The 12,628-nt window shown below is 73.9% G+C and carries 10 protein-coding genes and 2 pseudogenes; 9 read left to right on the forward strand and 3 right to left on the reverse strand.

What is annotated here, in order from left to right; genetic code table 11:
* Positions 1 to 2: 2 nt before the first annotated feature.
* On the reverse strand, positions 3 to 755 hold the full coding sequence (locus DMB66_RS33315; protein WP_125808091.1) for an SGNH/GDSL hydrolase family protein: 753 nt from the start codon (positions 753 to 755) through the stop codon (positions 3 to 5).
* A gap of 2 nt (positions 756 to 757) precedes the next feature.
* Complete coding sequence (locus tag DMB66_RS33320; RefSeq protein WP_233625022.1) at positions 758 to 2,440, reverse strand: phosphatidylglycerol lysyltransferase domain-containing protein; 1,683 nt, start codon at positions 2,438 to 2,440, stop codon at positions 758 to 760.
* A gap of 209 nt (positions 2,441 to 2,649) precedes the next feature.
* Between DMB66_RS33320 and DMB66_RS33325 the strand changes: the two genes are divergently transcribed.
* The 5 genes and pseudogenes from DMB66_RS33325 (at position 2,650) to ptsP (ending at position 9,068) form a co-directional block, all read left to right on the forward strand.
* Positions 2,650 to 4,269, forward strand: a complete 1,620-nt coding sequence (locus DMB66_RS33325) for a methyl-accepting chemotaxis protein (RefSeq protein ID WP_125808093.1) — start codon at positions 2,650 to 2,652, stop codon at positions 4,267 to 4,269.
* Between the two features lie 84 nt (positions 4,270 to 4,353).
* Positions 4,354 to 5,355, forward strand: coding sequence for a dihydroxyacetone kinase subunit DhaK (gene dhaK, locus DMB66_RS33330; RefSeq protein ID WP_125808094.1), 1,002 nt, complete (start codon positions 4,354 to 4,356; stop codon positions 5,353 to 5,355).
* A gap of 224 nt (positions 5,356 to 5,579) precedes the next feature.
* Positions 5,580 to 6,221 (forward strand): dihydroxyacetone kinase subunit DhaL, encoded by a 642-nt coding sequence (gene dhaL, locus DMB66_RS33335; protein ID WP_125808095.1) that lies wholly within the window; start codon positions 5,580 to 5,582, stop codon positions 6,219 to 6,221.
* Between the two features lie 5 nt (positions 6,222 to 6,226).
* Positions 6,227 to 6,583: pseudogene (gene dhaM, locus DMB66_RS66105) on the forward strand (dihydroxyacetone kinase phosphoryl donor subunit DhaM); the annotation flags it as partial.
* Positions 6,573 to 9,068 carry a phosphoenolpyruvate--protein phosphotransferase gene (gene ptsP / locus DMB66_RS33345; RefSeq protein ID WP_370319681.1) on the forward strand — a complete coding sequence of 832 codons (2,496 nt, stop codon included), beginning with the start codon at positions 6,573 to 6,575 and terminating at the stop codon, positions 9,066 to 9,068. The pseudogene dhaM and the gene ptsP, both read left to right, overlap by 11 nt.
* 28 nt (positions 9,069 to 9,096) lie before the next feature.
* On the opposite strand, the gene DMB66_RS33350 is transcribed toward ptsP, so the two are convergent.
* A complete protein-coding gene (locus DMB66_RS33350; RefSeq protein WP_199752766.1) occupies positions 9,097 to 9,885 on the reverse strand; it encodes a methyltransferase domain-containing protein in 789 nt (262 codons plus the stop codon).
* 144 nt (positions 9,886 to 10,029) lie between these two features.
* Between DMB66_RS33350 and DMB66_RS33355 the strand changes: the two genes are divergently transcribed.
* The 4 genes and pseudogenes from DMB66_RS33355 to DMB66_RS62875 all read left to right on the forward strand — a co-directional run.
* Positions 10,030 to 10,704 carry a helix-turn-helix domain-containing protein gene (locus tag DMB66_RS33355; RefSeq protein ID WP_125808097.1) on the forward strand — a complete coding sequence of 225 codons (675 nt, stop codon included), beginning with the start codon at positions 10,030 to 10,032 and terminating at the stop codon, positions 10,702 to 10,704.
* A 9-nt stretch (positions 10,705 to 10,713) separates the two neighbouring features.
* Positions 10,714 to 11,493, forward strand: coding sequence for a LuxR C-terminal-related transcriptional regulator (locus DMB66_RS33360; RefSeq protein ID WP_125808098.1), 780 nt, complete (start codon positions 10,714 to 10,716; stop codon positions 11,491 to 11,493).
* 8 nt (positions 11,494 to 11,501) lie between these two features.
* Entirely contained in the window at positions 11,502 to 12,362 is an 861-nt protein-coding gene (locus DMB66_RS33365; RefSeq protein WP_125808099.1) for a class II fructose-bisphosphate aldolase, read from the forward strand.
* Positions 12,359 to 12,628: pseudogene (locus DMB66_RS62875) on the forward strand (hypothetical protein); the annotation flags it as partial. The gene DMB66_RS33365 and the pseudogene DMB66_RS62875, both read left to right, overlap by 4 nt.

Raw genomic sequence — 12,628 nt, forward strand, 5'->3', positions numbered from 1 at the left:
GCTCAGCCGTTCGGCAGGACCGCGTACGCGGCCTGAGCGATCAGTTCGTGGCCCCGGGCGCTGGGATGGTCACCGTCGCCGGCGAGCAGGTCGGTGGGATCGATGGAACCGTCCGCGCCCTTGAAGGCCGGGTAGGTGGGCACGTACACCGCGGTCGCACGCCGGGCGGCGGCCTGCAGCGCGCTGTTCGCATAGCGGGTGGCGGTCTCCGCGGCGGCCAGCCCGTCCCGGTCGTAGTCGGACCGGCCCACCGCCCCGTCCTCGACCACGTTCCAGTAACCGAACACGAGCACGTGGGCCGGCTGTGGGCCGGAGTGGATCGCCCGGATGCGCCGGACCGTGGCGGCCACGTCGTCGTCGATCCGGGTGGCGACGGCCACGTAGGAGGCGGTGTCCCGGGAACCCGTGAAGACCCCGGCCATGTCGTTCGCCCCCACCATGATGAGCACCACGGCCGCGGCGGCGAGCGGCGCCCGCAGGCTCGCCGCGCCGACCTGCCGCCGGACGTCCGCCGACGTGTAGCCGTTGTGGGCGAGGTTCACAGCCTGGGCGCCGGGGCTGACGAGTCCGGCGTACAGGTCGGGAAAGGGTGTGCAGTGACATGCCGTGCCCGCCGGCACCGAATCGCCCAGGGCGACCACGGCGATGCCCCCGGGCGGCGGATGCCGAAGCGACGGCGCCCACCCGGGCGGCGCCAGCAGGCTCACCCCCACGATGATCCAGACGGCGGCGGCCGCCGCCCGCCGGGCGCGCATCGTCAGCTCGCCGCGCGGGCGGTCACGCCGCGGGGCGCGCCGGCCGGGGCGGCGCCGGTGCTTGCGCCGCCCGGCAGGAAGGCCTCGGCGCGCAGCGCGGCGAGCGCGATCCGGGGCAGGTCCCGGGCGGTCGGGAAGCAGAGGTAGCGGGGCTGCCAGGTGGGCAGGTACTTGGCGTTGGCCCGGTACAGCGACTCGATCTGCCAGAAGCGCGACGCGGCCCGCAACACCTTGTGCCACAGCCGCAGCACCGGGCCCGCCCCGAGCTCCTCGGCCCGGGCGAAGACCGACCGCAGGACGGCGAAGTTCAGCGAGATGCGCCGGATGCCCGCCGCCGCGGCCGCCTCGATCGTGCTGACGATCATGAACTCGGTCAGGCCGTTCTCGGCCCGGCGGTCGCCACGCATCAGATCCAGCGACAGCCCGTCCGGCCCCCAGGGCACGAACTGCAGCACCCCGCGGATCCGCGACTCGCCGTCCCGGCAGATCGCCAGCAGGCAGGCGCCGTCCCGGGGGTCGCCGATGCGCGACAACGCCATCGAGAAGCCGCGTTCGACCGTACCGTCGCGGAACTCCGCCGCGGCCCGGACCACCGCGCCGAGCTCGGCGGGTGCCACGTCGCGCTGCCGGACGATCTGGCAGGTGTATCCGGCGCGGCCGATCCGGGCGACGGCCTGCCGGACCGAGCGCATGGCCCTGCCCTCCAGGGAGAAGTCTGCGACGTCCACCACGGCCTCGTCGCCGAGCTCGACGACGTCGAGGCCGCAGCGCCGGTACGCCGTGCCGCCGGCGTTGCCGCAGCCGAGCACGGCCGGGGTCCAGCCGTGCCGGAGGCTCTCGTTCAGCCAGGCGTTGATCGCCTCGGGCCACGCCGACCGCGCCCCGATCGGGTCGCCCGTGGCGAGGCTCACCCCGTTGATCACCCGGTGCGCGACCGCGGCGTGGTGTCCGGACGTCCACGCGAGCAGTTTGTCGGGGCGCAGCGCGAAGTAGCCGAGCGAGTCATCCGCGCCGTGGCGGTCCAGCAGCTCGCGGACCCGGACGTCGTCCTCCGCCGTGCGCGGCACCGCCGGCACCCCCGGGCGCAGCAGCAGAATGGTCGCGGCGGCGATCGCGAGCAGCCCGAACGTGCCGGTGGTCAGGCTGACGGCCTCCTCGCCCAGCGGGCGCTGGAACTGCACCGGCCCGGCGACACCGATCAGGCCGAGCAGGGATTCCTCGGCCCAGCTGAGCCACCCCGGCCGGCCGACCAGGTGATTGACCCGCACCGCGATCTCGACGAACCCCAGCAGGAAGCCCACCGCCGCGAAGCCGGCCAGGGCGACCGGGGCCCGCCACCGGTTCCGGGGATCGGCGACCGCGTGGAACCGGCCGCGCGTCGCGATCAACATCGCCAGCAGCAGCGCCGAGACCACCGCCGCGCCGATGTCGAGCCCCTTGACCACGTGCAGCACCACGCTCGCACCCGCGAGGGCGACGGCGAGCTGCCACGCGCGGTGCTTGCCGCGGCGCAGCCCCGCACCGAGATAGATCAGCAACGCGCCCGCCGCGGCCGTCGCGGCCCGCGCCGACAGGATGCCGGCCATCGGCACGAACTCCAGCAGCACCGGCAGCCGGCCGTGCCGGGGCGGAAGCACCGCGGTGAGCACGTCGAAGAGCCCGGCCAGCTGCACCAGCCTCGCCACGGCGCTGCGGGAAAGCGATGACCGCGAAGGCCACGGCTGGGCGGCCGGAGCCGGCTCTCGGGAGCTCCACATGCCCGTCATAGTTTGCCCACAGGCTTGACGAAACCGGAGTACCGGCTGTGAATCTGCTGCGTTGACGGAATATAAGCATGAATCAGGAATTCGGTGCATAACATCGGAGGTTCGGGCCGGTCGAGGGGGTTGCGGACATGTCGAACACACCGGTGGCACCGTCGACGCGTCGCCGCCTGTGGCGGGATCTGCCGGTCGGTGTGAAGATCACCGCGGCCGTCCTGGTGACGCTGCTGGTCGCCACGCTGGCCACGCTGGCGGCGCTGAGCCGCACGGGTGACGTGCGCTCCGCGGGCAAGGCGATCTACACCAGCAACGTCAAGCCGCTGGTGGTCGCGTCGAACCTGCGCGACGCCTTCCGGCTGCTGCGCCTGGACCTGAACGCGATGACGATCCTCAAGCCCGGCTCCGAGGCGATGACCAAGAAGGCCGCCCTGGTCGAGCAGGACATGGCGGCGCTGGAGACGTTGACGGAGGAATACCGCGGCCAGGCCGCCGACGCCGGCGTGGTCGCGAACTTCACCGAGCAGCAGAACACCTACTTCGATCTCGTCCGCGAGCAGATGCTGCCGGCGGCGCTGGGTGGCGACGTCGCGAAGTACGTCAACGTCAAGGACGGCGCGGCCGACGCACCGTACGAGGCATGCAAGGCCCTGCTGATCGACATGGCCACGGCGGAGTCCGCGGAGGCCGCCACCCGGGTGACCGAGCTGGACGACAAGTACCGCGAAGCGGTGGTCTTCTCCCTCGCCGGCGTCGCCGTCGCGGTGGTCATCGGCCTGTTCCTCGCGTTCTCGGTGTCCCGGGGGATCAGCCGGCCGCTGCGGCAGATCTCCACCGCCCTGGGCCGGGTCGCCGAGGGCGACCTGACCACGGAGGTTCCGGACCCCGGCACGCGCGACGAGGTCGGCGCGATGGCCCGGGCGCTGCGCCAGACCCTCTCGGCGATGCGGGGCAGCGTCGCCCGGGTCCTCGGCCAGGCCGGCCAGCTCGCCACGGCGGCCGGCGCGCTGACCGAGGTGGCGAACCGGATCGCGGCCGGCGCCACGATCACCGCGGCCCGCTCCGCGACCGCCTCGGCCAGCGCGAACGAGGTGACCGCGAGCGTGAGCACCGTGGCGGCGGCCAGCGAGCAGATGAACGCGGCGATCGCCGAGATCGCCCGCAGCGCGGCCAGCGCCGTGGAGGTCGCTCAGCAGGCGCTGAGCACCGCCGTCCGGACCAACGGCTCGGTGGCGGCGCTCGGCACGGCCAGCGTCGAGGTCGGCGACGTGGTCAAGGTGATCAACGGCATCGCCGAGCAGACCAACCTGCTGGCCCTGAACGCGACCATCGAGGCGGCCCGCGCGGGAGAGGCGGGCAAGGGCTTCGCGGTGGTCGCCACGGAGGTCAAGGACCTCGCCCAGGAGACCGCCGGCGCCACCGGCGAGATCACCAGCAAGATCACTGCCATCCAGTCCAGCAGCGCGGAGGCGGCGCGGGCCCTGGAGGAGATCAGCGAGATCGTCGAGCAGATCAACCAGCACCAGACCACAGTGGCCTCGGCGGTGGAGGAGCAGACCGCCACCACCAACGAGATCAGCCGCAGCGTGGGCGAGGCGGCCACCGGCATGGAGCACATCGCACACAGCATCGCCGACCTCTCCGGCAACGCCGACGAATCCAACGCCGGCGCCGCCATGGCCGCCGACGCCGCCCGCGAACTTGTCATCCTCGCCCGCGAGCTCAACGACTCCGTGACCCACTTCCGCGTCTGAGCCCACTGCTCTTTTCCGCGTGCCCGGGCGTAACTTGTTGAAGAGCAGGTCGTCCCTCCAGCATCCAGCGGCGAGGAGTCATCGATGAACCAGCTGATCAACGACCCGGCGAACGTGGTGACGGACGCGCTCCGCGGCATCGCCGCGGCCCATCCCGAGCTTCGCGTCGACCACGAGAACCGCATCGTCTACCGCGGCGACGCCCCGGTCCAGGGCAAGGTAGGCCTGGTCTCCGGCGGCGGGTCCGGGCACGAACCGCTGCACGCCGGGTTCGTCGGCCCCGGCATGCTGGACGCGGCCTGTCCCGGGGAGATCTTCACCTCGCCGGTGCCGGACCAGATCATGGCGGCGACCAAGGCCGTCGACGGCGGCGCCGGGGTGCTGCACATCGTCAAGAACTACACCGGCGACGTCATGAACTTCGAGATGGCCGCCGAGATCGCCGCCGCGGAGGCCGGCGTCACCGTCACCGCCGTGGTGACCGACGACGACGTGGCGGTGCAGGACAGCCTGTACACCGCCGGGCGCCGCGGGGTCGGCGTGACCGTGCTGGTCGAGAAGATCGCCGGCGCCGCCGCCGACCAGGGCCGGTCGCTGCCCGAGGTCGCCGACATCGCCCGCAAGGTCAACGCGAACGGCCGCAGCATGGGCGTGGCGCTCAGCTCGTGCACGGTCCCGACCGCCGGAAAACCCACGTTCGACCTGCCGGAAGGCCAGATGGAGGTCGGCATCGGGATCCACGGCGAGCCCGGCCGCCGCCGCGTGCCGCTGGCGCCGGCCGCCGAAATCGCCGAGATGCTGGTCAGCCCGATCCTCGGCGACCTCGACTTCACCGGCGGCGACGGCGTGATCGCCTTCGTCAACGGCATGGGCGCCAGCCCGCTGATCGAGCTGTACATCGTGTACAACGAGGTCGCGGCGATCCTCGGCAAGGCGGGAATCACGATCGCCCGATCCCTGGTCGGCCCGTACATCACCAGCCTCGACATGGCCGGCTGCTCGGTCACCCTGCTCAAGGCCGACGACGAGATGCTGCGGCTGTGGGACGCGCCGGTGCGGACCCCGGCCCTGCGGTGGGGCGCATGACCGCCTGCGGCCTCGCGGGCGAGGGCATGCGAACGGAGAGCCCAGCATGACCGCCTGCACCGAGCGGCACCCACCCGCACCTGCGGACGACCTCGCAGGCGAGGGCCGGCAGGGCACGCGAGAGGAGAGCCCAGCATGACCGCCTGCACCGAGCGGCACCCACCCGCACCTGCGGACGACCTCGCAGGCGAGGGCCGGCTGGGCACGCGAGAGGAGAGCCCGGCATGACCGGCTCGGTGGACACGGCGGCGCTGACCGCGTGGGTGCGGGAGTTCGGCCGGCTGATCGCGTCCGGCAAGGACACGCTGACCGAGCTCGACGCCGCGATCGGCGACGCCGACCACGGCGCCAACATGGACCGCGGGATGACCGCGGTCCTCGCCATGCTCGACGCGGAGGCGCCCGGCACCCCGGCGGACGTGCTCAAACGTACGGGGATGACGCTGGTGAGCAAGGTCGGTGGCGCCAGCGGCCCGCTCTACGGGACGGCGTTCCTGCGCATGGCGGCGGCGGCCGGCGGCGCCGACGTGCTCGACGCGCAGGGGTTCGCCAAGGTGCTGCGGGCCGGCCTCGACGGCGTGGTCGCCCGGGGCAAGGCCGAGGCCGGCGACAAGACGATGGTCGACGCGCTGTCCCCCGCGGTCGACGCCCTCGACGGCGCGCTCGGCGCCGGCCGGCCGCTCGGCGAGGCGGTGCGGGCGGCGGTCCGGGCCGCCGAGCAGGGCCGCGACGCGACGATTCCGCTGGTGGCCCGGAAGGGCCGCGCCAGCTACCTGGGCGAGCGCAGTGCCGGCCACCAGGACCCGGGAGCGACCTCGGTGACGCTGCTGCTCACCGCCGCGGCGACCGCGCTGAGCGGAACCTGACGGCGATGGTCGGCCTGGTGGTGGTGAGCCACAGCCACGCCCTGGCCCGGGCCGCGGTGGCACTCGCGGCCGAGATGGTGCCGGACCGGCAGGTTCCGATCTTCCTCGCCGCCGGGCTGGACGAGACGACGTTCGGCACCGACGCCGTCGCCATCACCGAGGCCATGGCCTCGGCGGACCAGGGCGACGGCGTGGTCGTGCTGATGGACCTGGGCAGCGCCGTCCTCTCCGCCGAGCTCGCGCTCGACCTGCTGGCCGACGACCTGCGCGACCGAATCGTGCTCTGCCCGGCACCGCTCGTCGAAGGCCTGGTCGCCGCTGTGGTGGCCGCCGCCGGCGGCGCCGGGCGCGATGAGGTCGCCGCCGAGGCCACCGCGGGCCTGGCCGGCAAGCAGTCCCACCTCGGCCCGCCACCCACCACCGGCCCACCGCCCGCCGGTGCCGGCCCACCACCCGCCGCCGGCCCACCGTCCAGCGACAGCACGCCATCCGTCGCCGGTTCGCCGCCCAACGGCGACGGGCCGTCGGCCACACGTGACCGTGACCAATCGGCACGGCCTGCACGCGCGGCCGGCCGCCCGGCTGGTGGCGCGGGCGCGGGCGTTCGACGCGCGGGTGGAGATCCGCAACGCCGGCACGGGATCGGCGTGGGTGCCGGCGTCGAGCCTGTCGAGGGTCGCGACCCTGGGCGTGCTCAACGGGCATCAGATCGAGGTACGCGCATCGGGCCCGCAGGCCCGGGAAGCCGTCGACCAGATCGTGGCGCTGGCCGGCCGCGAGTTCGACGAGATCGACAGCGCTGCCCCCGTACCGGAAAGGTCGGCGACCGGCCCGACCGGCCCGACCGGCCCGACCAGCCCGACCAGCCCGACCGGCCCGACCAGCCCGACCGGCCCGACCAGCCCGACCAGCCCGACCAGCCCGACCGGCGGGACTGGCGGGACTAGCGGGACCGGCCCGACCGGCGGGATCGGCACGGCCAGCGGGGCCGGCCCGACCACCGGGACCAGCACGACCACCGGGACCAGCACGACCACCGGGACCAGCACGGCCAGCGGGGCAGGCGGGTGGCCGGCGTCACCGGGGATCGCCATCGGGCCTGCCTGGCATCCGGCCGTGGCGCCGCCCGCCATTCCCGACGTCCCCGCCGGCGAGCCGGCGCTGGAGCGGCAGCGGATCGACGACGCGCTCGCGGCCGTCCGGAGCGACCTGGAGCAGTTCCGCGCCGGGACGGCCCGCGACGCCGGGGAATCCGCCGCGGCGATCTTCGACGCGCACCTGCTGCTACTCGACGATGTCGACCTGCTCGCCGAGGTGCGGTCCCGGATCGACGCCGGCGAGGCCGCGCCGCGGGCCTGGTCGGCCGCCACCCTCCGGGTCGCCGGCGAGTTCGAGGCACTCGCCGACCCGTACCTGAAGGCCCGGGCGGCCGACGTCCGCGCGGTCGCCGATCAGGTGCTGCGGGTCCTGCTCGGTACGCCCGGCGCTGTGACACCGGGTCCCGGCACGGTGACACCAGGTCCCGGCGGGGTGACACCAGGTCCCGGCGCGGTGACACCAGGTTCCGGCGCGGTAGCACCGGGCTCCGGCGTGCTGGTCGCCGCTGATCTCACCCCGGCCGAGGCGGCCGGCCTCGACCCCGGGCGGGTCGCCGGTGTTCTGCTGGCCTTCGGCAGCCCCACCGCGCACAGCGCGATCCTGCTGCGGACCCGCGACATTCCCGCGGTCGTCGGCGCCGGGCCTGCGGTGCTCGACATTCCGGACGGTACGCCGGTCGGCCTGGACGGTGGCACCGGCGAGGTGCTCGTGGCCCCGCCGGAGCAGATGTTGGCGGCGCTGCGCGAACGAGCCGCCGAACAGGCGTCGCGCCGGGCCCGGGCGGCCGGTCGGGCCTCGGCGCCGGCCGTGACCCGCGACGGCTTGCCCATCGCCGTCGGCGCGAACGTCGGGTCGCTCGCGGACGCGCGCGCCGCCGCGGACAGCGGTGCCGACCTGGTCGGGCTGATCCGCACCGAGTTCCTGTTCCTGGACCGCGACGCGGCGCCGGAGGTCGACGAGCAGGAGGCCGTGCTGCGGGAGATCGCGGAGGCATTCGGCGGTCGGCGGCTCACCGTGCGCACGCTCGACGTCGGCGGCGACAAGCCGTTGCGGTATCTGCCGGCGGCGGCCGAGCAGAACCCGTTCCTGGGTGTCCGCGGCCTGCGCTATGCGCTCCGGCATCCGAAGCTGCTCGCCGACCAGTTGCTGGCCGTGGCCCGGGTCGCCCGCGACGTGCCGGTCAGCCTCATGTTCCCGATGGTCAGCACGGTGGACGAGGTGCTGCACGCCCGCCGGATGCTCGGCGACGCGATCGCGCTGGCGGGCGGGGCCGAACCCGCCGGCCTGCGGGTCGGGATCATGGTGGAGGTGCCGGCCGCCGCGCTCAAGGCCGCCGCGTTCGCGCCCTACGTCGACTTCTTCAGCATCGGGACGAACGATCTGACCCAGTATGCGCTGGCGGCCGAGCGCGGCAACGCGGCGCTGGCCGCCTTGGCCGACGGCCTGGACCCGGGCGTGCTTTGGCTGATCGACGCGGTCTGCCGGGGCGCCGGCGAGCGGATCTCCGTCGCGGTCTGCGGCGAACTGGCCGGCGACGAGGCCGCCACTCCCCTGCTGGCCGGGCTGGGCGTGCGCGAGCTGAGCGTGGCACCACGGACCGTTCCGGCGATCAAGGAAGCCGTCCGCGCCGTCGACCTGGCCGATGCCACGGCGACAGCGCGGGCCGCGCTGGATCTGCCGGACGCCGCCGCCGTCCGCGCGTTGCTCACCGCCGGGACGGTCGATCAAGCGGCCGCCTCCCGCACCTAGGCCGGCCAGTTCCACCCCTCGACGGCCATTACTCCGGCTCGGGGCGCGCCACGACGAGATGCACCTCGATCGGTGCCGCGATGGCACCGGCCGCGTCCACGAACGGCGCCAGCGCGGTCCGGCAGTCCTCGACGATCCGGTCGCGGACGTCCCGGTCCAGCCGGTCGGCGAGGGGCAGCAGCTCGACGGCCAGGAAGGTGTCGACCGAGTCCAGCCGGGTCGCGCCGAGCCAGGTGTCGAACACCTCGACCCGCAGCCCGGCCGCGTCGACCAGGTGATGGAGCTCATCCGGCTCGCCGACCGCGAAGTAGGCGCCGAGCAGGTCCACCGCCTCGCGACCGGCGTGCCGCGCGACGACGTCCGCCAGCGCCCGGTAGCCGGGGCTGGCGGCAAGCCGGCCGGGCACCTGCACCGCGACCCGGCCGCGTACCCCCGCGACCCGGGCCATCTCCCGCAGCGCCGCCATCCGGTCGCCGAAGAACATCAGCCCGGCCTGCGACAGCACCAGGTCGAACGAGGCATCGCCGAACGGCAGCGCGCAGGCGTCGCCGTGCTGCCAGCGCAGGTCCGGCCGGATCCGGCGGGCCACCGCGAGCATCGAGGTGTTCAGGTCCACGCCGACCACCTCGCCGGCGGCCCCGGCCAGGTCTGCCGCGGTGCGGGCCACCACTCCGGTGCCGCACGCGACGTCCAGGACCGCCTGGCCCGGCGTCACCGCCACGGTGTCGACCAGGCGCCGCGCCCACGCGGCGAACAGCGCGGGCACGAACGTGCTCTCGTAGAACTCGGCCGCCTCCGCCGACAGCTGGTACCTCACCCCGGCCATTGAAACCTCACCCACCTCGACACGAATGCGACGCGACGACAAAGCTCGTTCAGCCCAGGCAAGCAGCCGGCGGCCGGCCGCGAAAGTTTGAAAAGCGAACTTCCGCCGGGCCGCCGGGCAGCGGATGGTGGGGGGATGCGGGGTTACGGCCAATACTGTCCCATCGCGCTGGCCGCCGAGATCTTCGCCGAGCGATGGACGCCGATCATCATCCGCAACCTGTACCTGGGCTGCGGCCACTTCAACGAGATCCTGGACGGCGCGCCGGGCCTGCCCCGCAGCGTGCTGTCCCAGCGGCTGCGCTCGCTGCACCACGCCGGTGTGATCGAACGCCACCGGGCCGGCCGGTCCACGGCGTACGCGCTGAGCCCCAGCGGCGCCGAACTCGCGCAGGTCTGCCTGGAACTCGGCGCGTGGGGCGCCCGCTGGCGTACGGTCCGTCCCGAGGACCAGGATCCCTACCTGGCTCTGTGGATGCTCTCCCGGATGATCGCCCCGGAGACGCTGCCGCGCCCGCGGATCGTCGTGCTCTTCCACATCACCGGGCGGCCGCTGCCCAACCGCTTCTGGCTGGTGCTGTCGGCCACCGGCAACGAGGTGTGTGCACAGGCACCGGGCTTCGCCGAGGACGGCCAGGTCAGCACCGACACGGCCGGCCTGATCCGCTGGTACGCCGGCGAGACCAGGCTCGCCGTGGCCCAGCGGGCGGGCGCGATGTCGGTGACCGCGCCGGCCTGGCTGGTCCGGCAGCTGGCCGGCTGGGGGCGGCTGAACCCGTATGCCGTTGATTCATCGGTCGGGGAACCATAGGTTCGAGGTATGGGTCCGGTCTTCCGTCTCGACGAGGCGGTCGCCGACGTCTATGGGGATCTCCGGCTGACCCCCGTGCTGCGGCGCCTGCTGCGGCACACCGGCCGGCTGACCGGCTCGGTGGCCGGCAGCGTGTCGCTGATCGACGCCGATCGCGGCTGCTACGTCAAGGCCGCCGAGTACGGCGTCTCCTGCCGGCTCGGCCAGTCGTTCCCGCTGGACGAGGGTGCCACCGGCCGCGCGTTCGGCAGCCGCCGGCCGGTGCTGATCCCGGACTACGGCCGGCTGCGGGCGGGTCATCTGGCCGTGGCGCATCCGGCGCGGCGGGGCCCGGCGACGGCGGTGCCGATCTGGTGGCGCGGCGACGTGATCGCGGTCAGCGTCTCGTTCGGCCCGGCGGCCGGCGCCCTCTCGCCCCGCGCCGTCGACGAGCTGGAGGCGCTGGCCCAGTCCGCGGCCGCGGCGATCGTCGAGGCGGGCCGGCGCGACCCGGCGCTCGCCGCGCTGATCAAGCGGCGCTTCACCGCTTCGGTGGGCGCGCCCGCCGCCCGGGCCGGGCCGCCGTTCACCCCGCGCGAGGCCGAGGTGCTCGAGCTGCTGCGGCAGGGCCTGACCTACCGCGAGATGGCGCGCCGGCTCGGGCTGTCGGCCAAGACCGTGGAGAAACACGTCGGCGCGATCATGCGCAAGACCGGCGCCTCCAACCGTACGACCGCCGTGGTCACCGCCCTGGACAACGACTGGATGGGGAATCTCCCCCATACCGCCGCCCGCCCCCGGGGGTCTTGACTGGCGCTGTGCCCGTCGTCTCCATGAAGGACATCCTCGACCGTGCCCTGGCCGCGCGGTACGGGGTGGCCGCCTTCAACATCGTCAACGACCTGACCATCGAGGCCGTGCTGGCCGCCGCCGTGGCGGAACAAGCGCCGGTCATCCTGCAGACGTCGGTGAAGACCGTCCGCATGTACGGCCGGCGCCAGCTGCACGACATCTTCCAGACCCTCGCGCGCGACGTGGCAGTACCGGTGGCCCTGCACCTGGACCACTGCCCGGACCGCGCGGTGATCTCCGACTGCCTGCGGGGCGGCTGGAACTCGGTGCTGTTCGACGCGCACGAGCTCACCGTGGCGGAGAACCTGCGGCAGACCACCGAGGTGGTGGCCGAGGCCCGCCGCACCGGCGCGCACGTCGAGGGCGAGATCGAGGGCATCCAGGGCGTCGAGGACGACGTCGGCTCCGACGACGCCACCGTGGTGCAGAGCCTGGAGGTCGCGGCCGATTTCATCAAGCGCACCGGCGTGGACTGCTTCGCCCCGGCCATCGGCAACGCGCACGGCCAGTACAAGCGGGCCCCGGTGCTGAACGCCCAGCGGGTCAGCGACCTGGTCGCGGCCACCGGCGTCCCGATGGCCCTGCACGGCGGCACCGGGCTGTCCGACGAGCAGTTCACCGACCTGATCGCCCGGGGCTGCGCGAAGGTCAACATCTCCACGGCGCTCAAGGAGACGTACCTGAAATCCGGCCTGGACGCCCTGCGGGAGGCCGCCGAGCGCGACAAGTGGGACCCGCCGACGCTGTTCAAGCACCAGCGGGCCGCGGTCGTGGACATGGCGCGGCGGCACATCCGGCTGTTCGGCGGGTCGGGACGAGCGTGGTGACCGCCCTGGTCTTCGACTGCGACGGTGTGCTCGCCGACACCGAGCGGGACGGCCACCTGCCGGCCTTCAACGCCACGTTCGAGCAGTTCGGGCTGCCCGCCCGGTGGAGCGAGGACGACTACGCCGGGAAGCTGAGGATCGGCGGCGGCAAGGAACGGATGGCGTCGCTGTTCGCCGAGCCGGCGTTCGCCGCCGCCGTGGGCGACGCCGACCGGACCGAGCTGCTGCTCACCTGGCACCGGGCCAAGACCGCGGCCTTCACCCGG

Source organism: Actinoplanes sp. ATCC 53533, assembly GCF_003947245.1.